Origin of the sequence: Mucilaginibacter flavidus (genome assembly GCF_024055575.1) — a bacterium.
GTDB lineage: Bacteria > Bacteroidota > Bacteroidia > Sphingobacteriales > Sphingobacteriaceae > Mucilaginibacter > Mucilaginibacter flavidus.
Map to the genome: position 1 here is coordinate 117,505 of NZ_JAMXOE010000002.1, position 22,454 is coordinate 139,958.

Sequence of the window (22,454 nt, forward strand, 5' to 3'; positions counted from 1 at the left end):
GAGACTTACGAAATTTTTGGCTATTGGGTAAGCACGTACTGTATCATGTTTGCACCCATTTTAAGGGCCTTCACGCGATTTTCCTGGGTATCGTTGGCATAGGTGCCATAATCTTCCCAACCGTTGCCTAAATCGCACTCATAGGTATAAAAACAAACCAGCCTGCCTTTGTAAATAAGACCAAAACCCTGCGGGCGCTTGCCGTCGTGTTCGTGTATTTTTGGCAGACCATTTGGGAACGGGAATTTTTGGTGATAGATGGGATGATTCATCGGCAATTCCACAAAATCAAGCTCCGGGAAAACCTTTTTCATTTGGGGCCGGACAAACTGGTCGAGCCCATAATTATCATCGATCTGCAGGAAGCCGCCGCCGGTTAAGTACTTACGGAGGTTACGCACGTCCTGGTCGGAGAAGATAACGTTTCCGTGCCCGGTCATAAAAATAAAAGGGTAATTAAATATCTCGGCACTGCCGGCTTCAACCACCTCGTCCTCTTGCTGAAAGTTGGTTTTCAGGTTATCGTTGCAAAATTTTATCAGGTTTGGCAATGCAGTACGGTCGCCATACCAATCGCCGCCGCCATTGTATTTCAGCTTGGCCATTTTGTAGGTTGGCGCATTAAAGCTGCTGATAACAGCTACCAGGAAAAAGGCAAAGACTATATAAACAGTTTTCTTCATAAATATATTACCCGCTTTACCAGCCCCTTCGTCATTCTTCATTGCCTTCAGGAGGCGAAAAAGCAGAATTCAAATATATCAAATTACCTGTTCAAAAAATTCACTTCAAAACACGCTTCCAGCGCAGCAGTCTCAGTTCTTAAACGGCTTTCGCCTAAAGTTATGGCTTTAAAATCATTTTTTAACGCGCCATTAATTTCGGCTGGTGCAAAATCGCCTTCGGGGCCAATCAATATCAAGTAGTTGCTGTGCGTTTGTAACCCATCTTTCAGGTTTACTTTTTCGCCAACGTCGCAATGGGCTATAAACTGCTGCCCGCTAAAGGGCTTAGCCAATAATTGGTTAAATGTCAATGGTTCGTTTAAGACCGGGTGATAGGCTTTGATGGATTGTTTAATAGCCGAAGTAATTATTTTATTCAGCCGCTCAACCTTTGCATCTTTACGTTCGGACCGCTGGCAAATAATCAACGATATTTCGTCAATGCCAACCTCAGTGGCTTTCTCTAAAAACCATTCGGTACGCTCGATATTTTTTGTGGGAGCAATGGCGATGTGCAGGTAATGGTTACGCTTGTTAAACTCCGCTGTAACCGAATTTATTTGGAGGATTGTTCTTTTGGGGTGTGGGTCCAATATACTGGCAGCGTAAAGCCCGCCTTTGCCATCAATCAACTGCACCTCGTCACCTTTCTCCAAACGCATCACACGTATGGCGTGCTTGCTCTCCTCCTCGTTCAAAAAATACTGAGGGTGCGCTGGGTTGATGCCGGGTGTATAAAATAGCTGCATATTTTGGAAAAAAAGCTGAAAGCGTAAAGCTAAAAGGTAAAAATGAAATATCCGAGCGATTGCCCGATTATTTGGGGGATGCTCAAAGATGACCCGTTTTTAGGTATTAACCCGGTGCCTCCGACTATGAACTATGAACTATTAGCTTTAATGCAAATCAACCGTATCCTCTTCGTTTATCAGCAGCTCAAGCTTAACCGATTCAATGTTTTGGTCAGATTTTTTGAGCACGGTAATATTATATCCGTTTGATTCCTTCTGTTCGCCTACATCCGGAATTTTGCCAAATATGTCGCCCAGCCAGCCGGATACGGTATCAAAATCGCCGTCTTCGGGCAGGTCGTGCGGCAGGTGGCTGTTTACGTCGTAAATTGGCGCAAGGGCATTCACTATAAATTCGCGGTCGTTTACAACTTCAACTATTGGCTTTTCCTCATCATACTCGTCCTGTATCTCACCAACCAACTCTTCAACAATATCCTCCAGTGTAACCATGCCTGCCGTGCCGCCAAATTCATCAGATACAATGGCAATTTGTATGCGCTTTTGCTGCAGTTCGGCCATCAGGTCGTTAATTTTCTTGGTTTCAGGAACAAAGTATGGTTTGCGAATAATATCTTTTAAGACGACCTCCTCGCCACGCGCGAGCAGCGGCAATATATCTTTTGCGTGCACTATACCGATGATTTTATCTATAACATCATCATAAACCGGCATGCGCGAATAACCTTCCGAGATGATCGTCTGTACCAGTTCGTCGTGCGGAGTATTTACATCAACACCGGATATTTTAGTACGGGGCACCATGATATTTTTAACCACGCGCTCGTTGAAGTCAAACACATTTTGTATCAATTCATGTTCTGATGAGTCGAGCGCGCCGGTTTCCTTGCCTTGCTCCAGCAAGTACTGTAGTTCTTCGGAGCTGTGATGCGCCTCACCCTGGACAGGGTTAATGCCCATCATTCTTAAAATCCCGTTCGCCATGTAGTTTAACACCGTAATTAGCGGCCTGAACATAATGAAAAACACCCTAAGCGGCGCCGAAACGGCAAGTGCTGTTCTCATAGAGCGCTGTATGGCAATGTTTTTGGGGGCGAGCTCACCAAATATGATGCTGATAAACGTGATAAATATAAATGCAGCTACGTGCCCGAGATTTATTACAAGGTGCGAAGTTATTTCAATGCCGCACAACTGGAATACCCGCAACGCTACGTTGGTAAATACCTCCTCGCCTATTACACCCAGCGCCAGAGACGCTATGGTAATGCCCAGTTGCGTTGCCGCAAGGTAGCCGTCAAGGTTACCCATAATATTGCGGGTAAGCTTGGCCATCCGGCTGCCCGATTTAACTTTAAGCTCTATCTGCGAACCGCGAACGCGTACCATAGCAAACTCAGCGGCCACAAAAAAGCCGTTGAGCAACACCAGGAAAAAGGTAAGAAAAATATATAAACCGTTTATTTCATGTTCAGGGTCCATACATTATTTATTGGTAAACCGGAAAAGTAGACTTATACAATTCCAAACTCTCGTTTATTACTTTATGCGCATAACGTACGCCCAACAAGTGTTCAATGGTTACGTTTTTATCTTCCAATTTTTTGTAGTCTTTAAAAAAACGTACAATCTCGGTCATGGCATGGGGAGGCAACTCGGCAAGGTCGTTTATATAGTTAACCGACATATCGTTTTTTGCTACAGCGATAATCTTGTCATCCTGTTCGCCATTGTCAACCATGTGCATCACGCCTACCACCTTAGCTTCAATAATCGACATCGGGAAAACATCGATTGAACAAAGCACCAGGATATCAAGCGGGTCATGGTCGTCGCAATAGGTCTGTGGAATAAAGCCGTAGTTTGCCGGGTACATTACCGACGAAAATAAAACACGGTCTAACTTTAAAAGGCCCGACTCTTTGTCAATTTCGTACTTAGCTTTTGAGCCTTTTGGTATTTCAATTATTGCGTTAACAATTTCGGGAACATTATCACCAGGCGAAACCTGGTGCCAGGGATGTTGTGTACTCATTTAATTTTCATTTAACTCTTTAACACTTCGTTTGGTTACCATTTGTTTGATAAAAGCGATAACCAACGGAATTGTTGTAATTATTATCAACCCGATTATGATATACTGCATATAATCCTTCAACTGTGGGAACCTTCTGCCGAGGAAATAGCCACTTAAAGTGAACGTACATACCCAGGCAAAGCAACCGATAAGGTTATAAATCGTAAATTTTCTAAGGTCGACTTTAACAACACCTGCAAAGATAGGTGCAAAAGTTCTAATTATTGGGAAAAATCTGCCTAAAACCAGCGCCATGCCGCCATATTTTGTGTAAAAATCTTCTGCAAGCTTCACATAACGCTGTTTAAAGAACAAAGAGTTGTTTTTATTGAACAGTTTTGGCCCCGTTCGGTAACCAAACCAGTAGCCGGTATAGTTACCCAAAACACCTGCGGCAATAAGCGAAAGCACAAGGGTATAGATAGATACGTCGAGCTTGCCGCTCGAGCATAAAAGGCCAGACATAAACAACAGGTAGTCGCCCGGTAAAAAAAAACCGAAAAATAGACCTGTTTCAGCAAATACAACAATAAGCAAAAAGTAAAACCCCAGGCTTATGATGGATTTAGCGTCCGTTAAGTTTTGAAGGTGTTCCCAAAAATTGTCCATGCGCTATCCGTAAAACTACAAATATTATGTGAATTTGTAATACCCATGTTACATAATTAAAGATGAGATAGGTGTTTGGTGGAATATGTTACAGAGGGATGAAAATTTATAACGGTAGGCGCCGACCCTGACATAGTTCATTTGTGGCGACGCAATGCTTTGCGTCTACCGTTGATGGTAACCTATTATTCAGAGACGGAAGTATTCCGTCTCTACGTCAGAATGTTTTTTTTATTCCTTAAAAAAATCTCGAAATCAAACTCGGATAAACCCCGATTAGAATAGTAACGATTGCCGAAAATCCAAGTACCAGTTTATAATAAACCGGCACCACCAGTTCGGTGCGCTCAGCATCGCGGAAATACATGGCCACTATAACCCTGAAGTAATAGAAGATGCTGATTATGGCATTAACAACTGCCAAAACAACCAGCCATACCTGCATTTGCATTAGCGCCGATGAGAACATGTAGAATTTACCGATAAAACCGGCAGTTAACGGTATGCCCGCTAACGACAGCATAGCAATGGTTAATACCAACGCCAGGAATGGATTCTTTTTGGCGAGGCCGTTAAAGCTTTCGAAACTATCGCTGCCTTGTTGTTGCTGCACCAATATCAGTGCACCAAATGCGATGATCGAGGCGATAGAATAAGCAGTAGCATAAGTTAATACCGAACTGCCTGAATTTGCGCCTAAGGCAACAATGGCAAACAACAGGTAACCTGCATGTGATATACTCGAGAATGCCAGCATGCGTTTAAAGCTATGCTGATAGAGAGCGGTGATATTGCCTATGAAGAGTGTTACAATCGTAATTACCAACAGTACCGGTACCCAGAAGTCGGACAGTGGCGCAAAGCAGGCCGAAAACAAACGCAGGAATGCAGCAAAGCCGGCTGTTTTTACCACGGTCGACATGAAGGCAGTAATTAACGTTGGCGAACCTTCATATACGTCTGGTGTCCAGAAGTGGAAAGGTGCAGCGCCTACTTTAAAGCAAAGGCCAACTATAATTAACAGTACCCCGGTATAAAACATTGGGGTTATATCTTTAGCGTGCGGATGGTCGAGCACCCAGTCGCGGATAGTTTCTAAACTAAAGGAGCCGGTTGCACCATAGATTAATGCTACACCAAATAATAAAAACCCGGTCGAAAATGCACCCATCAGGAAGTACTTTAAAGCAGCCTCGTTTGATGCAAAGTCGCTCTTTTTTATACCTGCGAGTATGTACAAGCTTACCGACATAATTTCGATACCGATAAACAGCATGGTAAGGTTATAAAACGATACCATTACAATAATGCCCGCCAGCGAAAACAGGATAATGGCGTAGTACTCGGCAATGTGATTGCTTATCTTTTCAAAATAGCCCCTTGATAAAAATATAATCAGGATGGTTGATATAATAGTAATTGCAGAAAAAGCTATAGAGAAGTTATCAAACAACATCATGCCACTATAAATTGGCACTGCGCTACTATTCCATTCGGCAACTGCAAAACCCAAAGCCGCAAGTAAACCAATAACTGTAACCGGCAACAAAGCTTTTTGAGCCTTGTATAAACCTAAATACAAAAGCACTAAAGGTAAAACGGATATGATGATTAAAGTATTCATTTATTTTAGTTGCGGAAATTTAGGGTACACTACATTAAACAAGTGGGTAACTGATGCTTCGGATATATGAAGTATCGGCTGCGGATAAACCCCCATTATTATTATTAAAGCACAAATAATTGATAGCACCAGGGTTTCCGACCCGCTGATATCAGTGAAAGTAACAGTAAGTTCGTTTGTAGGACCGTGCATTACGGTTTTATACATGCGCAGCATATAAACCGCACCAAATATCATAGTTAAGCCTGCGGCACTTACCATCCACACGTTCCATTGAAAAACACTGCTCAGCAATAAAAACTCACCGATAAAACCGTTGGTTAACGGCAGCGCAACAGTACCCAGTACTATAATTAAAAAGGCTATTGCAAATTTGGGGGCAGTTTTGGCGATACCGCCTAGGTCGCTGATAGAGCGTGTGCCTAAGCGCCTGCTGATAATGTCCCAGATAAAAAACATACCAACTACGTTAATACCGTGACTAAGCATCTGTATCATGGCGCCCTGTAAACCTTCAATCGTCCACACAAATATACCGGCAGCAATAAGGCCAACGTGTGCAATTGACGAGTAAGCCACCAGGCGCTTGCCATCGTTTTGTTTAAAGGCGATGATAGATGCGTAACCAATACCGATAACAGCCAGCATAATACACATGCTCTCCCAATCGAAAAAGCCAAGTGGCGCGTTAGGTATCATCCAGCGGATAACACCGTAGATACCCATTTTCAGCATAATACCAGCTAGCAACATGGTACCGGCAGACGGCGCCTCGGTATAAGTATCGGGCTGCCAGGTGTGCAGCGGGAACAACGGCATCTTGATAGCAAAAGCTAAAAAGAATGCCCAGAATACAAATGCCTGGTGATGTGCATCAAGGCCTAATTTATAAAACTCGAAAATATCAAATGTCTTTGCCGGTGTTTGCAGGTACAGGTAAATAATACCCAGCAGCATAAACAACGAGCCGGAGAAGGTATAAATGAAGAACTTAAGCGTAACCTTGATACGGTTTTCGCCGCCCCATAACGAACAGATGAAGTAAATGGGTATTAATGCAGCTTCCCATCCCACATAAAATAAAAAGCCGTCTAACGCGGTAAATACAAGCAATAAGCCGGCTTGCATAAACAGTACCAGGGCATAAAAGGCACCGGCATTTTTATACTGATGTTTATAGGTAGTTAAAATAATAAGCGGAACCAGGATTGTAGTGAGCAACACCATCATCATACTGATGCCGTCGATGCCTGCGCTAAAGTAAATACCGAATTTAGGTATCCAGGGAGCGTCAATTCCAAACTGAACACTGGCGTTGGGCACAAATTTCGATAAGAAGAACAAGGCTACCGCCAGCTCGGCTACCGAGAAAGTTAATGCCGCATGTTTAGCCGCATCGTTTTTAAACAATAGAACAGCAAGGGCTGCAATTACCGGCAAAAAAATTAAAATACTAACCGTCATCTTTTGTTGTAAACGCTAATCGTTCGTTATGCTTTAATTAAAATGTACATCAATATTGAGATGATGCCAACCACCATCATAAATATATAAAACCCTACATTACCCGTTTGCAGCAGGCGAAGGCCTTTACTTGTTTCAATAGTTCCCCTGCCAAGGCCGTTCACTAAGCCGTCTATTCCCAGGCGTTCAACCACTTTGTAAAAGAAAACCGATAATGCATCCAGCGGCTTGCGCACAATGGCATCATACAATTCATCGATATAAAACTTATGGTATGATATATCAACCAGTGCAGGGCGTTCTTCGCCATCTTTAACCGGTACGTGTGCATTTTTAATGTATTTAACATAAGCATAAACAAGGGCAAGCAATGCGCCGCCAACTGATATGCACATTAAAGTGATCTCCATACTTTTTGAGAGCTCAGGTGCTACCAGCAAGTGGGTCGATTTTTCGAAAACCGGCGCTAAAAAATGCTCTAATTCGTGGTGACCGCCCAGCGCTTCGGGAACGCCGATAAAACCACCAAATATTGACAGTATAGCCAGTACAACTAATGGGATAGTCATTGATGGCGGCGACTCATGTAAATGATGCTCCTGCTCATGCGTCCCGCGGAATTTACCGTAAAAAGTAAGGTACAGCATCCTGAACATGTAGAATGAGGTGAACATCGCAGTAACTACACCAATAATATACATTGGCGTGCTGTGCATAAATACGTGTGCCAGGATCTCATCTTTCGAGAAAAAGCCTGCAAAAGGAGGTATACCCGATATAGCCAGTGTGCCGATAAGCATGGTAGCAAAAGTTATTTTAAGCTTGCCTTTAAGCCCGCCCATGTTGCGCATATCCTGTTCGCCGCTTACCGCGTGGATAACCGAACCGGCGCCAAGGAATAATAATGCTTTGAAGAATGCGTGAGTTAATACGTGGAAGAATGCACCGGTATAAGCACCAACGCCCAGTCCTAAAAACATATACCCCAGTTGCGATACTGTTGAATAAGCCAATACCTTTTTAATATCTGTTTGTGTTAATGCAATCAGCGCGGCGATAACTGCGGTAGTTAAGCCTATTACAGCCACAATGTGCATGGTAACCGGCGCAAGCGTAAATAAAATGTTTGATCGTGCTATCATGTAAACACCGGCGGTAACCATGGTTGCCGCGTGTATCAGTGCCGATACAGGTGTTGGACCAGCCATTGCATCGGGCAGCCAGGTAAATAATGGCAATTGTGCCGATTTACCTACTGCGCCTACAAAAAGCAGGATGGTAATTAGTGTAAAAGGAGCCGAGGCAAAATCTTTCGTGGCAGCCAGGCCGAAAACTGTTTTATAATCGGCGCTTCCAAAAATCACCATAATAATGAAGATGGCTATGATAAAGCCCAAATCCCCGATCCGGTTCATGATGAATGCCTTCTTAGCAGCATCGGCGTAATCAGGATTTGTATACCAGAAACCGATAAGCAGGTACGAGCAAAGGCCTACACCTTCCCAGCCAATGAACATGATCAGGTAGTTCGATCCCATCACCAGCAACAACATAAAGAAGATAAACAGGTTTAAATAAGCAAAGAATTTACCGAAACCGGCATCATCCTTCATATAACCTGCCGAATATAAATGAATCAAAAAGCCCACCCCCGTTATAATCAACAGCATAATTGAGCTTAGCTGGTCGATTAAAAAAGAGAACGAAATTTTTACGTTTCCAGCGGCAAACCAGTTAAATAACGGAACATCGATACCATGCCCGGTAGCTTTTACCTGGAAGAAAACGGCCACACTTATACCAAACGAAATTAATACCACAAGGCTGCCGATAAAACCGACAACAGCCTTTGATAAAGTATTACGACCGATACCGTTAATTAAAAAACCGGCTAACGGTAAGATAGGAATAAGCCAGATATATTTGTCCATATAAAAACCCTTTGCCCCCTAACCCCCTAAAGGGGGAACGAAGCGTTGTTAATTTAATTTAAAAAAAATCCGAAATCGAAAATCCGATTTCCAAAATCCTCCTCACTCCTCCGCTATATAGCGGAGGCCGGGGGGCTTACCATTTCAGCCTGTTCAGCACATTAATGTCTACCGAGTTTGTATTGCGGTAAATCATTACTATTATAGCCAAGCCCACTGCTACTTCAGCAGCTGCCAGCGCCATAACGAAGAACACGAAAACCTGCCCGGTTGCATCGCCCCTGTAAACAGAGAAAGCAGTCAGCAGCAGGTTTACCGAATTAAGCATCAGCTCGACCGACATAAATATCACGATGGCATTACGGCGTATCAAAACTCCTATAACCCCTATCGAAAAAATGATAGCGCACAGCAATATGTAATGGTTAAGGGGCACGCCCTGCATAGTTTTAGTTAATGTTTCCATCAGGCTGTTTTGGGGTCTTTAGTTGCCAGTAATACCGCACCTACCATTGCCGATAACAGCAACACAGACGATACCTCGAACGGCAGTAAAAATTCGTTAAACAATATTTTTCCAAGGTTTTTCACCAGGCCAAGGTTAGGGTTGCTCAATAATACCGGCTGCGAAACTGTAAATGCCTTTAAAGCCGCTACGATGGTTATTAAAAAACAGGCACCGCCTATAAAACCGGCTATTTTAACCAGGTTTGATTTCCGGGGCTCCGATTCCTTATTCAGGTTGATGAGCATCAGCGTGTATAAAAACAACACCAGGATGGCGCCCATATACACTATAAAGTTAACGACAGCCAGAAACTGGGCATTCATTAAAATATAGTGGATGGTGAAAGTAAAAAATGTGAGTATCAGGTACAGGATACTATGTACAGGGCTTTTTGCAGTAATAACCAGTATTGAAAAAAATATGGACAGAAATGCGATGAAGTAAAATGTACTCATGGTTTATATTTCAAAATACCTTTACCCCTTTAAAAGAGCTGGGCAAAGGTATAAAACTTCTTTATTGATTTAAGGGAGCTTCTACTAATTTGTCTTTACCGTAAATAAAATCTTTCCTTAAATAATCCGACTCAACGTGCGGGCCATCCAAATAAATGGCTTCCTTGGGGCATGCTTCCTCACACAGTCCGCAAAAAATACAGCGCAGCATGTTTATCTCGTACACGGCTGCATATTTTTCTTCGCGATATAAATGCTCCTCGCCTTTCTGGCGCTCAGCAGCAATCATCGTAATTGCTTCAGCAGGGCATGATAATGCGCACAGGCCGCAGGCAGTGCAACGTTCCTTCCCGTTTTCATCGCGTTTAAGCGAATGTAAACCGCGGAAATTTTCAGAATACTCGCGTTTTTCTTCCGGGTAGCTAATGGTTACCGGCTTTTTGAAAAAGTGCTTCATGGTAATTGCAAGCCCCTGCGCAATTGCAGGCAGGTAAGCTCGCTCCAAAAAATTGAGCGGCTTCGACTCAAGCACCTTTTTTCTATTAGTTAATGATTCCATCTCTGCGTTCAATTAAAAAAATGTTATCCATAACCCGGTAACAATAATATTGGCAATTGCCAGTGGTATAAGCACTTTCCAGCCCAAATCCATCAACTGATCGTACCGGAAACGGGGGATAGTCCACCTTACCCACATAAAAAAGAAAATAAACAAAAATATCTTGGCGAATAACACCGCGGTACCAATCAGCGGACCGATCGTCGGGCCGGTATGTGCCAGCACCCAATCCATTCCCGGGTAGTTATAGCCGCCCCAATACAAGGTAGCCATTACCGCCGATGAAATAAACATGTTGATATACTCGGCAAACAGGTAAAAACCCAGCTTCATTGATGAATACTCGGTGTGATAACCGCCTACCAGCTCTGTTTCGCACTCGGGTAAGTCAAACGGCGTACGGTTGGTTTCGGCAAAGGCACACACTATAAACAGTATAAAGCCAACTGGTTGGTAAAGTACATTCCAGTGCCAGCCGTGTTGATGTTCTGCAATTTCTTTAAGGCTTAATGTGCCGGTTACCATCAGCAACGCGATGATAGAAAGGCCCATCGAAATTTCGTAGCTGATGTTTTGCGATGCAGCGCGGATAGCACCCAACAACGAATATTTATTGTTTGACGCCCAGCCGCCTATCATTACACCATATACACCCAGCGATACAACGCCGAAAATGTACAGAATACCTACGTTTATATCAGTTACCTGTAAATCGAATGTGTGGCCGCCCATGGTCACCGTTTGCCCCCAGGGGATTACTGCGGAACCTATACAAGCCGTCAGGATCGCCAGCGATGGGCCTGCTATAAACAGGAACGGGCTGGCATTGGTTGGGATAATTTCTTCTTTTAAAAACATTTTGCCACCATCGGCCAGTGGCTGTAAGATACCCCATGGGCCTGCACGGTTAGGGCCTATCCTATCCTGGAAAAACGCCGCTATTTTGCGTTCGGCATAGGTAGAATACATGGCAATAACCAAACTGATAAGGAAAATAATCACTATCAGTACCAATTTAATTACTATATCTGCTAGTCCCATTATAAGCGTGTGTCTCGTTCAAATTGTTCTTTATTCGCCTCAATTAGTACCGGGTTTGTCTTCACAACCGGCAGTGGTACAAAATCGTAATGATTGGCGTTGATAACCGATTTATTAGATATGTGGCGCGGGCCGTCAATCACCCAATCAGAGGTTTTCTTTTTATCAAAGCGACAGGTATTGCAAATAAATTCTTCAACCTCGCCATACTGATCCTTGCGTGCGGTTACGCGTAATACCTCTTCGCCTTTGTACCACAGCGTTACCTTACCATTACAGCCCGGATGGTCGCAATCGCGGTGGGCATCAACAGGCTTGGTAAACCAAACGCGGTTTTTAAAGCGGAAGGTTCTATCGGTAAGCGCACCTACAGGGCACACATCAATTACATTTCCTGAAAAATCGTTGTCAACAGCGGCTTGTATGTAAGTAGATATCTCCGAATGGTCACCGCGGTTTAATATACCATGTATGCGATGGTCGGTAATCTGGTCGGCTGTAAATACGCAGCGGTAGCACAGAATGCAGCGCGTCATGTGTAGTTGTATCTTATCGCCTATATCAATTTTCTCAAATGTACGGCGGTCAAACTCATAGCGGGTTTTGGCCACACCATGCCCGTAGCTAAGGTTTTGCAAATCGCATTCACCGGCCTGGTCGCAAATCGGGCAATCAAGCGGGTGGTTAACCAGCAACATTTCAACGATACCTTTGCGTGCCTCAAGTACTTCGGGCGAGGTAATGTTTTGTACTTCCATACCGTCCATTACCGTAGTACGGCATGATGCAACCAGCTTAGGCATAGGGCGAGGGTCTTTTTCAGAGCCTTTGCTTACCTTAACCAAACAGGTACGGCATTTACCACCGCTGTCCTTCAGCTTAGAATAATAGCACATAGCAGGCGGAACGATATCGCCACCTATCTGCCTCGCGGCATTAAGTATGGTTGTTCCCGGTTCTACATCAATGGCAATGCCATCTATTGTTACTTTCATTGACATTTATATAACGTCCTTTTATATTTTAGGATTTGCATCCTTAATTGTTCATTCTGTATCAGTTGCTGCCTTAGCTACCCGCCCTGTACAGTTCGCGATTGCTTCGTTCCTCGCAATGACAAGCGGTGGCCTACGCCACCGTCTCTTCCTTCTTTGGCAACGGATCAGCATAATGTGCCAGTCCGAAATTCCTTGTTACCGCTTCGGCGCCATTGGTTACGTGCCATTCAAACTCATCCCTGAAATGGCGTATCGCACTGGCCACCGGCCATGCTGCTGCGTCGCCCAGCGGACAAATGGTGTTACCTTCAATCTTTTTCGATACATCAACCAAAAGGTCCATATCGCTCAATTTGCCATGACCATGCTCCAAACGGTGCAATACCTTCTCCATCCAGCCTGTACCCTCGCGACATGGCGAACATTGTCCGCAGCTTTCGTGGTGGTAAAAACGGGTGAAGTTCCAGGTGTTGCGCACAATACATTGGTCCTCGTCGTAAGCTATAAAGCCACCTGAACCAAGCATGGTGCCGCTAACAAATCCCCCATCGGCTAATGATTCATAGCTCATCAGGCGGGGTTCGTTGTTTATTGTCTTTAAAAACAAATTGGCTGGTAAAATTGGTACTGACGAACCGCCTGCTACAACCGCTTTTAAACGTTTACCATTTGCTATGCCACCGCAATATTCATCGCTGTATAAAAATTCTTCAACCGGCAAACCAAGGTCAATTTCGTAAACACCAGGGTTCTTTACATTACCACCAGCCGAAATCAGCTTAGTACCTGTGCTGCGACCTATGCCTATTTTAGCATACTCTTCGCCGCCTTCATTAATGATAGGCACAACAGCTGCAATCGACTCTACGTTGTTTACCACCGTAGGGCAGCCGTATAAACCTGCAATAGCCGGGAATGGCGGTTTTATGCGCGGGTTACCGCGTTTACCTTCCAACGACTCCAGCAATGCGGTTTCTTCGCCGCAGATGTAAGCGCCGCCGCCGGGTTGTACATAAAGCTCCAGGTCGTAACCTGTTCCTAATATGTTCTTTCCTAAAAATCCTTTGTTTTTTGCTTCGGCAATGGCCTTTTCAAGTATCCGTATCTGCGGCATCATTTCGCCGCGAACGTATATGTATGATGTTTTTGCACCCAACGCAAAGCTGGCAACTATCATCCCCTCAATTAGTAAGTGAGGTATGTAAGTCATCAGGTAACGGTCCTTAAAAGTTCCGGGCTCCGACTCATCGGCGTTGCAAACCAGGTAACGGGCAACTCCTTCGGGCTTGGCCAAAAAGCTCCACTTCATCCCGGTTGGGAAACCTGCACCGCCACGACCACGCAAGCCCGATTTCTTAACTTCTTCAACAATCTCGTCGGGCGACATTGTTTTCAAAGCCTTTTCAACCGAAGCATAGCCGCCGTTTGCACGATAAACATCAAAAGTGTTGATGCCCGGTACGTTTATATTCGTTAAAAGTAATTTGCGTGCCATCTACTGCTTAATATATCCTTTTGGTATGCCTGTAAAAATTTATATGCCTGATGATGCAGCTTGCAAAGGCCGCCCCCACCAGGATTTTTAATAATACCGGAGTTTTGTCGAACCCATCGTTGTTATATCCTATAACAGTTACGGTGGCAACAAATAATAAATCCGTTATTAATAAAACTTTGTTCATTTTAATTACGTGCCTTAACTTTTAAATCTGCAATTAACGCGTCAACCGACTGGTTGGTTAAATTTTCATAAAAAGTGTATTCGGGCCCTATTTGTAACACCGGTCCGTAACCGCAGGCGGCAAGGCATTCCACACCGCGCCAGCTAAACAGGCCGTCAGAGGTAACTTCACCTTCTTTTACACCCAGTGTTTGTTCAATATGGTCCATTATTTTTTCGGCGCCTACAATGCCGCATGGTCCGGTGCGGCAAACCTCCAGCACGTATTTGCCCTGCGGGCGCATAAAATACATGCTGTAAAAAGTGGCCACTTCGTAAACCTCAATATCCTGTATTTTCAGGTATTCGGCTACCTTATCCATCGCCTTTGAGCTTAGCCAGCCATATTCGGCTTGCACAAGGTGCAAAATAGGTAACAATGCCGATTTCTGCTTTCCTGCGGGATAGCGGCTTACTATATCATCAAACTGTTTTACCAGCTCTGGGCTAAAGGTAACCTCCTGCTGTTGTTCGTCAACTCTAAGCATCTAACTCTCCGGCTATAACGTTTAAACTACTCATGTTAATAATTGCATCACTCAATAACATCCCCCGGCTCATTGGCGCGTACATCTGGTAATTGATAAAGCTTGGCCTGCGGAAATGCAGCCTGTAAGGCGACCTGCCTCCATCATTCACCAAATAGAAGCCCAGTTCGCCATTTGCGCCCTCAACCGAATGATAAACCTCGGTAGTTGGGGTCGGCACCTCGCCCATCACTATCTTAAAGTGATAAATAAGGGCTTCCATGTTATTGTAAACTTCCTCTTTTGGCGGAAGGTAAAAATCAGGTACATCGGCGTGGAAAATATCTGTTGGCTCTTTTTCGAGCTTAGCCAGGGCCTGCTCAATTATGCGCAGACTTTGCCACATCTCTTCGTTACGCACCAAAAAGCGGTTGTAAACATCGCCATTGGTACCAACGGGTACTTCAAATTCAAAATCTTCGTATGACGAGTAAGGGTTCATGGCCCTCACGTCGTAATCGACACCTGTTGCACGCAGTATCGGGCCGCTCCAGCTGTAGCTTAACGCTTCTTCGGCAGTAACCGCAGCTACGTCACGGGTACGATCAACGAATATCCTGTTACGGTTAAACAGTGACTCGAACTCTTTTAATGTTTTAGGGAATGTCTTTAAAAACTTGCGCAGCTTGTCAAATGCAATAGTATTAAAGTTCCGTTCGAACCCGCCTATACGACCAATATTGGTTGTTAAGCGCGAGCCGCAAACTTCTTCATAAATTTCATAAATAGCTTCACGGTGCTCCATCATATACAGGAAACCCGTGAAAGCGCCGGTATCAACACCCAATACGCCGTTGCAAACAATGTGGTCGCTTATACGGGCCAGCTCCATTACAATAACGCGCAGGTAATCCACACGTTTTGGCATCTCGATACCCAACAGTTTTTCAACTGTCATGTGCCAACCCATATTGTTTATGGGGGATGAGCAGTAGTTGAGCCTGTCGGTTAGCGGGGTTATCTGGTAAAAGGGCCTGTGTTCGGCAATTTTTTCGAAGGCGCGGTGTATGTAGCCTATGGTTGATACGCCGCTAACAATGCGCTCGCCATCCAACTGCAGCACATTCTGGAAAACACCATGTGTTGCCGGGTGCGTTGGCCCCAAATTCAGGGTCGACAGCTCATTTTGCGGGTCGTTATCTGTATATACCGGATGGTTTTGCATCTCTGTTATCTTCCAAAAAAGTAATCTTTCTTATCAACACGGTTCGGGTCTTCCAGCGGAAATTCTTTTCGCATCGGGAAAGCCGTCATGTCGTCAACATTCAATATCCTGCGTAAATCAGGATGGCCGTCAAATATAACCCCAAAAAAGTCATAAGTTTCGCGTTCCATCCAGTTGGCACCATTCCAAAGTTCGGTAGCCGTTGGCATGTGCACATCGCCATCGGTCATGAATACCTTAAGACGGATACGTACATTGTTAACCAGGCTGTGCAAATGGTATATTACGCCTATTTGCTTTTCCTGCTCCGGATAGTGGATAGCGGTTATATCAGTTAAGTATATAAACTGAAGAGCAGCGTCATTTTTTAAATAAGATAAAATGGCAATAATGTTGTCTTTGCCGGTTTCCAGGGTAAGCAAACCAAAAGGTTCACCAACTACAGTAAGCTGTTCCGGGAACTCCGCGTTTAATTTATTTAAAAGCTCTTCGTTTGAAAATTTGCCCATTATTGTATTCCGTATGAAGCTAATAGTTTTTGGTATTGCGGCTCATTTCTGCGGCGCAGTGTTTCGGTTTGTACCAGTTTCTGGATTGCCATAAAGCCATCAATAATAGCCTCAGGACGAGGCGGGCAGCCGGGCACGTAAACGTCAACCGGGATCACCTCATCAATACCCTGCAAAACCGAATAGGTATCAAAAATACCACCGCTTGATGCACAGGCGCCAACAGCCATTACCCAACGGGGCTCGGCCATCTGCAAATATACCTGCCTTAACACAGGGCCCATTTTTTTCGATATCGTGCCCATAACCATCAGCAGGTCGGCCTGGCGTGGCGAGAAGCTCAAACGCTCGGCGCCGAAACGAGAAAGGTCATAGTGCGAAGCCATGGTGGCCATAAATTCAATGCCGCAGCACGAAGTGGCAAACGGCAGTGGCCATAATGAATTTGAACGCGCTAAACCTATTGCTTTATCAAGCGAGGTGGCAAAAAAACCTGCACCTTCTACGCCTGCGGGGGCATCAACTAATTGAATATCACTCATGATGTATTTGATACAAAAACCCTTCCATTTTTACTCCGTAATTTCAAACCTATTGCAACGCTTGTGAGCTTATAACAGATTGTATACTGCCGGTAAAAAAGTTTGACAAATTTACAACAATTTATAATGTAAGAGATACACTATGCAATAAGGTGAATATATTTAGAATTATTCCAAATAGTCATTGGTCATTGATAGCAACAACTCTATAACTAACTCTGCTCTATCTTTCAGTCTTTCTGACTTTCGGTCTTTTCTGACTTCAGACTTCCGACTTAATCCCAATCCAGCGCGCCTTTTTTTATAACGTAGAAAAAGCCCAATAGCAGCGTACCCATAAAGATAAACATCTCTATCATGCCAGTTTTGCCAAGATCTTTAAAATTTACTGCCCAGGGGTACATAAATATTACTTCCACATCAAACAGCACAAACAGGATAGCCACCAGGAAATATTTAATTGAAATTGGCGTGCGTGCGTTACCAATAACCTCTATACCCGACTCAAACGGGGTAAGCTTATCCTTGGTAGCCCGTTTTGGGCCAATTTTATGGGTTACAAACATGGTGGTAACCACAAAACCTAAAGCTACCAGCATTTGAAAAATGATGGGCAAATAATTAACGGGCAAACTTTGTACTTCCATGCTGCAAATATACAAATGGTTATATAATAAAAAAGCCTCCCGGTAAATCGGAAGGCTTTCTTTTATTTTTTAATAATTACTTATTTGCTTTTACCACCGGTTTTCTTGGTAGCAAAGTAATATTTTACCTGAGGGTTTTCAGGGTCAAATGTTTGTGCCTTCGTATATAAATCAAGCGCCTTGGCAGAGTCCTTTTCTTTATTTTCAGCGTAATTACCTAAGTAAGCAAGCGCAACACCCATAGATGTTTTTTCATCATCCTTAAGCGGCGTCGTTTTTGCAGTAATTAACTGAACATACTGCTCAAAAAACGGCTTAGCTAAACCTTTAATATTATTTCTATCGCCATCTTCAAAGTCTTTAACATTGGCATGGAAATATAAAATTTGCGCATTAGGCTTTGCACCTAGTTTACGTTCAACATAACTAAACGCAGTGTCAGCTTTGGCAAGAATTGTTGTATCAGGCTTTATAGTTTTATCTGTCTGCTGTTTAATAAGCTGGCTTTTGTAAACCTGGTAATAACTGAAAGCTTCTTTGAAGTGGTCGTTAAGTTGCGCGTTTCTTGATCTTTCAGTAAATGTCTTTAAGGCTTGGGCTGCGTCTGCATAATTGTGCAAATTATACAAAGTGGTGCCAATTTCACCATAAATATCCACGTTACTGGTATCGACAGTTAAAGCAGTGCGCAACGTTTGAACGCCTACAGAATCTTTTTTCTGTAATATTTGTGAACGCCCTAAATACAAATAATCATTTGGAAGCAAACGTTTTGCATCAGCTTCTTTTATCCATTTCGTCAATGCCGACTCAGCAGCAGGATAATCCTTATTTTCAAAAGCCGCGTAACCCAAATAACGGTAAGCTCTTAAATTACTTTTCGCTGATGCAGATAAATCAGTAGCAACTTTCTGCAATTGCACGTAATCTTTTGTTCGTACCAAAAAGTCAGCATAACGCATCTGCGATTCAACCGAGTAATCAGTAAGGCTGATGTATTTTTTGTATTGCTCAGCCGCATCTTTTACCAACGCATCGTATTTCGTTGGGTCTTTTGGCGACTCACGTAAATCGGTTTCAGCCCATTCGCGGTAAGCGGGACCGTAGTTAGGGTCGATAGCTAAAGCAGCTTTAAACTGGTCTTTCGATCCGTCAAAGTTATCAGCATATTGCCATAACACGCCCAGTGCCACGTTTGCAGCAGCCGATTTCTCCATCGCCAATGCACCGCTATAGCTGGTATAAGCATCATTGCTTTTCAATTGCGAACGATATGCATCGCCCATAGCGATCAGTATCTCGGCATCTTTCGGATTAACCGCTTTGCCTTTGGTTAAAACAGCAATAGCTGCGTCAGCATCTGCAGGTGTAATTTTCGACCCGTTAATTCCTTTACTGCTGCCATTAACCGGTAATAAATAGCTTAGGCCAATGTATAAATATGGCTTGCTGTTTTTACCTGCTACGGCAATAGCCTGGTTAAAGTTATTGGTAGCTGTTGCATTGTCTTTTTCGATGTGGGCCACGGCACCAATACCAACCATGTTTAATGGCGATTTCGAGTTTATGGCTAAACCTTTGTTAAATATGGCCTTTGCCGAGTCGGCATAGTCCTGCTTAATGTATACCCAACCCAGGTAAAAGTAGTTTTCGTCTTTGTCGGCCTGTGTGGTTGTCAGGTTTTTAAGCATAGATTTTGCTTTCTGATACTGCTCGGCATCGATAGCCTTTTTTGCATCGGCTAAACTCTGTGCAAATACCGATGACCCCAAAAACATCAAACCCAGCCCTGCTCCGGCTATCTTACTGATCATTTTCATTTTGCGTTAAATTTTTTTAAAGACAGTGGTATTTAAAATGAACAGCTAATTTAAAATAAAGCCGTCATAAATATCCCACCGGATTAATAATTTATTTTAGTTATTTATAGCTTGCCACGCCTTAAAGCGTGATTTAGTTAGTTACGTAAGCTTGCTACAGCAATGTTGCATTTACAATAATATAAATTTTTGACTAAAAATCAACAAACAAGTTTAAACAAGTTTGTACAATATTATATCATTGTACTATTTTTTTCACTATGTTGACCTCCCTGCCGGGAATATCAAACGGTAAAAGTCCCGATTTAAGAATAATGCGCTGCCCGCGGTCGCCGGCAATAAACGCTGCAAATTCCATACCTAATCCCATTTTACCCGTGAAATTTAAAATATATAATTTACGGGTAAGCGGGTATTGTTTCAATGCAAGGGACTCCTGCGAAGGCAAAAAGTATTGGCCCGAAGGCTTGCTGTCATCCTTCACCCATACAATTTTAACCTTATTCACTGCGTCTTCGTAGTCTTTCTCAGGGTCATTGAGCCAACTAAAACCGGTAATACCTATAGCATTTGGGTGCGTGCTAACGTATTGTACTACTTCCTTATTTGATTTTAGCGAGTAAATATTTTTCTGTTTAAATTCCTTAGTACCCGAAAATTCTTTTAAATAACGTACCAAACCAGAGTTCGGGTTATCAAAAACGATGTCTTTATCGGTTTTAGTATCCCCGGTAAGCATCTTTTTTATCTCGCTTACGGTAATAGTGGTATCGTTGGAGGCCTGGTTAACAATCAATGCGATTGCGTCGATAGCAAAACAGTTAACAATCGGGCTTATATTTTTTGATTTAAGTACCTTGTTTTCTTCAGCAGTCATCTCACGCGACATCAAAAGCACCCTTGCACTGTCGGCAAATAACATATTTACGGCGTTGTTCTCGGGTGCATAAATAACCTTTGGGTGGCCATCTTTGTAAAGCGCGCCATAAACGTAAAGTTCCTGGTCAACAATCGGCTTTAACGATTCATCAACCACAAATATCTTTGAGCGGTCAACACCGCTAACAGTTTTAACCTTGTGTTCGCAGCTTGCAAACAGGGCAAGCCATGCAGCGCCGGCGGTTATAATTTTGAAACTATATTTCATCGGGCTTCTTTTTTATCAAACGCGAAAAACGTAAAACTCCGTAGCCTACCAGTACCAGGCCGAAAACTATGCGTTGTGTTTTGGATAGATTGGGTAACATGGCGTCCCAAAACATCACCATCATGGCTAATGTTATTACACAAACAAACCCCAACACGCCTAAAATAAGCAAAAACCGCCTTGCGGGCGATTTTTGCTCGTTATTGTTAAATAACATCTAATACTTATTTTTTATTCAGAAAGTGCAAACGAAATTGGCACGCTGTAAGCAACACGAACCGGACGTCCGTTTTGAATACCTGGGCTCCATTTTGGTGAAGCTTTAATTACGCGGGCAGCTTCCTCATCGCAACCATCGCCAATACCACGGGTTACGTGTATATCAGTCAATGAGCCATCGCGCTCGCAAACAAAGCTTACTATAACTTTACCTTGTGTACCGTTTTCTCTTGCTACTGCCGGGTATCTCATAGTTTTCTGCAGGTAAGCATAAAACTTCTCCATACCACCCGGGAACACCGGAACCTGCTCAACCGAGGTAAAGATCTTATTAGGGTCTTCCTCTGTTACTTTGGTATCAGACGTACCAACAGGCTCGTCAATAACCACATCGGCGTTTTTGTCGCCTTTCAGGTTCTTCTGGCCAGGGTCGGCAACCTTCAATTCTTCAATTGTAGGTGGTTTTTCTTTTACTTCAACGTCAGGTTTTACAATCGGAGGCGGGAATTTAACCTGGTCAACCTTTGGTTTAGGCGGCTCAGGCGGAGGTGGCGGAGGTGGTTTTTTCAAATCCACTGGCGGTGGCGAAAGCACCACGTTGGTAATCTTGATCTTCTCTTTACCCTTTGGTATAAAGCCGGAGATCATGTCGATAATTGTATTTGCAGATATAGCCACAACAAACACGATGATACCAATAATTAAAGCTTTACCGGTATTTCTACCATTGTCTTTCCTTAGTTCGTATGCACCATAAGCTTTGTTGCGATCTGTAAAAACAGTATCAATCCATTTCTGGTCTAATATGTCTAATTTCGATCCAAACATTTTTTTTGGCTTTAATATTAATTAACGTTCAAGTAATACATTTATTACTAGTAATTTCCCTGTGATTTAAGTGCATCAACCTCTATTGGTAATATCTTAACAATAGCGTATGATTTCACAGCGGTTATGCTCATTTCGTCGAGCGTAGCCACCAGGTTTTCGTAAGTTGATTTGTCGCTTGGCTTAATCAAAACAATCATAAAATTATCAGGCGCTGCGTGTGTTGAAGCAACCTGGTTTCCGTTATCAATTAAGGCTTTGCGCAAGCCATTAGGGCCGTATCCATCAACTGTAGGTGCTGATTTTCCCGGTAAGCCCATGTACCATTCAACTTTATTGTGGGCGCCTAACAAAATAGTCATCGTACGTGATTCGGCAACAGGTAACTGGTTTTTAATAACCGAGTTATCTGGCATTGCCAAATTCATCGCCTTTGGCTTGTTAAGCGTAGTGGTAAACATAAAGAATGTGATCAGTAAGAAAGCCAGATCCACCATCGCGGTTAAATCCACGCGCGTTGATGCCTTTTTGCTTCTTACCTTCCCGCCTTTATGCTTACCCCCGCCGGAGGTATCTAATTCTGCCAT

25 protein-coding genes are annotated in these 22,454 nt (G+C 43.4%); all 25 read right to left on the bottom strand.

Annotation, left to right across the window (positions count from 1 at the left end; translation table 11 throughout):
• Positions 1 to 20 precede the first annotated feature (20 nt).
• Complete coding sequence (locus NAF19_RS04845) at positions 21 to 683, bottom strand: DUF4159 domain-containing protein (RefSeq protein WP_252789283.1); 663 nt, start codon at positions 681 to 683, stop codon at positions 21 to 23.
• Positions 684 to 766: 83 nt separating this feature from the next.
• Positions 767 to 1,474, bottom strand: coding sequence for a 16S rRNA (uracil(1498)-N(3))-methyltransferase (locus NAF19_RS04850; protein WP_252788685.1), 708 nt, complete (start codon positions 1,472 to 1,474; stop codon positions 767 to 769).
• 147 nt (positions 1,475 to 1,621) lie between these two features.
• Positions 1,622 to 2,959 carry a hemolysin family protein gene (locus NAF19_RS04855; protein WP_252788686.1) on the bottom strand — a complete coding sequence of 446 codons (1,338 nt, stop codon included), beginning with the start codon at positions 2,957 to 2,959 and terminating at the stop codon, positions 1,622 to 1,624.
• A gap of 7 nt (positions 2,960 to 2,966) precedes the next feature.
• Positions 2,967 to 3,512, bottom strand: a complete 546-nt coding sequence (locus NAF19_RS04860) for an inorganic diphosphatase (RefSeq protein ID WP_252788687.1) — start codon at positions 3,510 to 3,512, stop codon at positions 2,967 to 2,969.
• Entirely contained in the window at positions 3,513 to 4,163 is a 651-nt protein-coding gene (locus NAF19_RS04865; RefSeq protein ID WP_252788688.1) for a DedA family protein, read from the bottom strand. It lies immediately after the preceding gene.
• Between the two features lie 238 nt (positions 4,164 to 4,401).
• The gene (locus tag NAF19_RS04870) at positions 4,402 to 5,787 is read right to left on the bottom strand and encodes an NADH-quinone oxidoreductase subunit N (protein WP_252788689.1); all 1,386 of its coding nucleotides are present in this window, start codon (positions 5,785 to 5,787) and stop codon (positions 4,402 to 4,404) included.
• Positions 5,788 to 7,251, bottom strand: coding sequence for a complex I subunit 4 family protein (locus tag NAF19_RS04875; RefSeq protein WP_252788690.1), 1,464 nt, complete (start codon positions 7,249 to 7,251; stop codon positions 5,788 to 5,790).
• Positions 7,252 to 7,277: 26 nt separating this feature from the next.
• Positions 7,278 to 9,182, bottom strand: coding sequence for an NADH-quinone oxidoreductase subunit L (nuoL, locus tag NAF19_RS04880; protein WP_252788691.1), 1,905 nt, complete (start codon positions 9,180 to 9,182; stop codon positions 7,278 to 7,280).
• A gap of 136 nt (positions 9,183 to 9,318) precedes the next feature.
• Positions 9,319 to 9,648 (bottom strand): NADH-quinone oxidoreductase subunit NuoK, encoded by a 330-nt coding sequence (gene nuoK, locus NAF19_RS04885; protein ID WP_252788692.1) that lies wholly within the window; start codon positions 9,646 to 9,648, stop codon positions 9,319 to 9,321.
• Positions 9,648 to 10,145, bottom strand: coding sequence for an NADH-quinone oxidoreductase subunit J family protein (locus NAF19_RS04890; protein WP_252788693.1), 498 nt, complete (start codon positions 10,143 to 10,145; stop codon positions 9,648 to 9,650). Before NAF19_RS04890 ends, nuoK begins: the two co-directional genes overlap by 1 nt.
• 61 nt (positions 10,146 to 10,206) lie before the next feature.
• Complete coding sequence (locus NAF19_RS04895) at positions 10,207 to 10,704, bottom strand: NuoI/complex I 23 kDa subunit family protein (protein WP_252788694.1); 498 nt, start codon at positions 10,702 to 10,704, stop codon at positions 10,207 to 10,209.
• Positions 10,705 to 10,716: 12 nt separating this feature from the next.
• Entirely contained in the window at positions 10,717 to 11,745 is a 1,029-nt protein-coding gene (nuoH, locus tag NAF19_RS04900; protein WP_252788695.1) for an NADH-quinone oxidoreductase subunit NuoH, read from the bottom strand.
• Complete coding sequence (locus NAF19_RS04905; RefSeq protein WP_370362843.1) at positions 11,745 to 12,740, bottom strand: NADH-quinone oxidoreductase subunit G; 996 nt, start codon at positions 12,738 to 12,740, stop codon at positions 11,745 to 11,747. The genes nuoH and NAF19_RS04905 overlap by 1 nt, the downstream gene beginning before the upstream one ends.
• Before the next feature lie 133 nt (positions 12,741 to 12,873).
• Positions 12,874 to 14,238, bottom strand: coding sequence for an NADH-quinone oxidoreductase subunit NuoF (gene nuoF, locus NAF19_RS04910; RefSeq protein ID WP_252788697.1), 1,365 nt, complete (start codon positions 14,236 to 14,238; stop codon positions 12,874 to 12,876).
• Positions 14,239 to 14,245: 7 nt separating this feature from the next.
• Positions 14,246 to 14,425: a hypothetical protein gene (locus NAF19_RS04915; protein WP_252788698.1), complete on the bottom strand. Its 180-nt coding sequence runs from the start codon at positions 14,423 to 14,425 to the stop codon at positions 14,246 to 14,248.
• Between the two features lies 1 nt (position 14,426).
• A complete protein-coding gene (locus NAF19_RS04920) occupies positions 14,427 to 14,951 on the bottom strand; it encodes an NADH-quinone oxidoreductase subunit NuoE family protein (protein ID WP_252788699.1) in 525 nt (174 codons plus the stop codon).
• A complete protein-coding gene (locus NAF19_RS04925; RefSeq protein ID WP_252788700.1) occupies positions 14,944 to 16,155 on the bottom strand; it encodes an NADH-quinone oxidoreductase subunit D in 1,212 nt (403 codons plus the stop codon). Before NAF19_RS04925 ends, NAF19_RS04920 begins: the two co-directional genes overlap by 8 nt.
• Before the next feature lie 5 nt (positions 16,156 to 16,160).
• Complete coding sequence (locus tag NAF19_RS04930) at positions 16,161 to 16,664, bottom strand: NADH-quinone oxidoreductase subunit C (RefSeq protein WP_252788701.1); 504 nt, start codon at positions 16,662 to 16,664, stop codon at positions 16,161 to 16,163.
• Complete coding sequence (locus tag NAF19_RS04935) at positions 16,664 to 17,206, bottom strand: NADH-quinone oxidoreductase subunit B (RefSeq protein WP_252788702.1); 543 nt, start codon at positions 17,204 to 17,206, stop codon at positions 16,664 to 16,666. Before NAF19_RS04935 ends, NAF19_RS04930 begins: the two co-directional genes overlap by 1 nt.
• Before the next feature lie 275 nt (positions 17,207 to 17,481).
• Positions 17,482 to 17,853: an NADH-quinone oxidoreductase subunit A gene (locus tag NAF19_RS04940; protein WP_252788703.1), complete on the bottom strand. Its 372-nt coding sequence runs from the start codon at positions 17,851 to 17,853 to the stop codon at positions 17,482 to 17,484.
• Between the two features lie 80 nt (positions 17,854 to 17,933).
• Entirely contained in the window at positions 17,934 to 19,673 is a 1,740-nt protein-coding gene (locus NAF19_RS04945) for a tetratricopeptide repeat protein (protein ID WP_252788704.1), read from the bottom strand.
• A gap of 238 nt (positions 19,674 to 19,911) precedes the next feature.
• On the bottom strand, positions 19,912 to 20,820 hold the full coding sequence (locus NAF19_RS04950) for a PstS family phosphate ABC transporter substrate-binding protein (RefSeq protein WP_252788705.1): 909 nt from the start codon (positions 20,818 to 20,820) through the stop codon (positions 19,912 to 19,914).
• Entirely contained in the window at positions 20,810 to 21,037 is a 228-nt protein-coding gene (locus NAF19_RS04955; RefSeq protein WP_252788706.1) for a hypothetical protein, read from the bottom strand. The genes NAF19_RS04950 and NAF19_RS04955 overlap by 11 nt, the downstream gene beginning before the upstream one ends.
• Before the next feature lie 14 nt (positions 21,038 to 21,051).
• Positions 21,052 to 21,867, bottom strand: coding sequence for an energy transducer TonB (locus tag NAF19_RS04960; protein ID WP_252788707.1), 816 nt, complete (start codon positions 21,865 to 21,867; stop codon positions 21,052 to 21,054).
• Positions 21,868 to 21,914: 47 nt separating this feature from the next.
• Positions 21,915 to 22,454, bottom strand: coding sequence for an ExbD/TolR family protein (locus NAF19_RS04965; protein WP_252788708.1), 540 nt, complete (start codon positions 22,452 to 22,454; stop codon positions 21,915 to 21,917).

Excerpts from the sequence above, each read along its gene's own strand:
- NAF19_RS04870 (WP_252788689.1), bottom strand. The coding sequence starts at position 5,787 with ATGAATACTTTAATCATCATATCCGTTTTACCTTTAGTGCTTTTGTAT.
- NAF19_RS04915 (WP_252788698.1), bottom strand. The coding sequence starts at position 14,425 with ATGAACAAAGTTTTATTAATAACGGATTTATTATTTGTTGCCACCGTA.
- NAF19_RS04930 (WP_252788701.1), bottom strand. The coding sequence starts at position 16,664 with ATGGGCAAATTTTCAAACGAAGAGCTTTTAAATAAATTAAACGCGGAG.
- NAF19_RS04895 (WP_252788694.1), bottom strand. The coding sequence starts at position 10,704 with ATGGAATCATTAACTAATAGAAAAAAGGTGCTTGAGTCGAAGCCGCTC.
- NAF19_RS04945 (WP_252788704.1), bottom strand. The coding sequence starts at position 19,673 with ATGAAAATGATCAGTAAGATAGCCGGAGCAGGGCTGGGTTTGATGTTT.
- NAF19_RS04920 (WP_252788699.1), bottom strand. The coding sequence starts at position 14,951 with ATGCTTAGAGTTGACGAACAACAGCAGGAGGTTACCTTTAGCCCAGAG.
- NAF19_RS04925 (WP_252788700.1), bottom strand. The coding sequence starts at position 16,155 with ATGCAAAACCATCCGGTATATACAGATAACGACCCGCAAAATGAGCTG.
- NAF19_RS04875 (WP_252788690.1), bottom strand. The coding sequence starts at position 7,251 with ATGACGGTTAGTATTTTAATTTTTTTGCCGGTAATTGCAGCCCTTGCT.
- NAF19_RS04865 (WP_252788688.1), bottom strand. The coding sequence starts at position 4,163 with ATGGACAATTTTTGGGAACACCTTCAAAACTTAACGGACGCTAAATCC.
- NAF19_RS04860 (WP_252788687.1), bottom strand. The coding sequence starts at position 3,512 with ATGAGTACACAACATCCCTGGCACCAGGTTTCGCCTGGTGATAATGTT.
- NAF19_RS04905 (WP_370362843.1), bottom strand. The coding sequence starts at position 12,740 with ATGAAAGTAACAATAGATGGCATTGCCATTGATGTAGAACCGGGAACA.
- NAF19_RS04960 (WP_252788707.1), bottom strand. The coding sequence starts at position 21,867 with ATGTTTGGATCGAAATTAGACATATTAGACCAGAAATGGATTGATACT.
- NAF19_RS04855 (WP_252788686.1), bottom strand. The coding sequence starts at position 2,959 with ATGGACCCTGAACATGAAATAAACGGTTTATATATTTTTCTTACCTTT.
- NAF19_RS04955 (WP_252788706.1), bottom strand. The coding sequence starts at position 21,037 with ATGTTATTTAACAATAACGAGCAAAAATCGCCCGCAAGGCGGTTTTTG.
- nuoH (WP_252788695.1), bottom strand. The coding sequence starts at position 11,745 with ATGGGACTAGCAGATATAGTAATTAAATTGGTACTGATAGTGATTATT.
- NAF19_RS04940 (WP_252788703.1), bottom strand. The coding sequence starts at position 17,853 with ATGGAAGTACAAAGTTTGCCCGTTAATTATTTGCCCATCATTTTTCAA.
- nuoF (WP_252788697.1), bottom strand. The coding sequence starts at position 14,238 with ATGGCACGCAAATTACTTTTAACGAATATAAACGTACCGGGCATCAAC.
- NAF19_RS04850 (WP_252788685.1), bottom strand. The coding sequence starts at position 1,474 with ATGCAGCTATTTTATACACCCGGCATCAACCCAGCGCACCCTCAGTAT.
- nuoK (WP_252788692.1), bottom strand. The coding sequence starts at position 9,648 with ATGGAAACATTAACTAAAACTATGCAGGGCGTGCCCCTTAACCATTAC.
- NAF19_RS04965 (WP_252788708.1), bottom strand. The coding sequence starts at position 22,454 with ATGGCAGAATTAGATACCTCCGGCGGGGGTAAGCATAAAGGCGGGAAG.
- nuoL (WP_252788691.1), bottom strand. The coding sequence starts at position 9,182 with ATGGACAAATATATCTGGCTTATTCCTATCTTACCGTTAGCCGGTTTT.
- NAF19_RS04890 (WP_252788693.1), bottom strand. The coding sequence starts at position 10,145 with ATGAGTACATTTTACTTCATCGCATTTCTGTCCATATTTTTTTCAATA.
- NAF19_RS04935 (WP_252788702.1), bottom strand. The coding sequence starts at position 17,206 with ATGAGTGATATTCAATTAGTTGATGCCCCCGCAGGCGTAGAAGGTGCA.
- NAF19_RS04950 (WP_252788705.1), bottom strand. The coding sequence starts at position 20,820 with ATGAAATATAGTTTCAAAATTATAACCGCCGGCGCTGCATGGCTTGCC.
- NAF19_RS04845 (WP_252789283.1), bottom strand. The coding sequence starts at position 683 with ATGAAGAAAACTGTTTATATAGTCTTTGCCTTTTTCCTGGTAGCTGTT.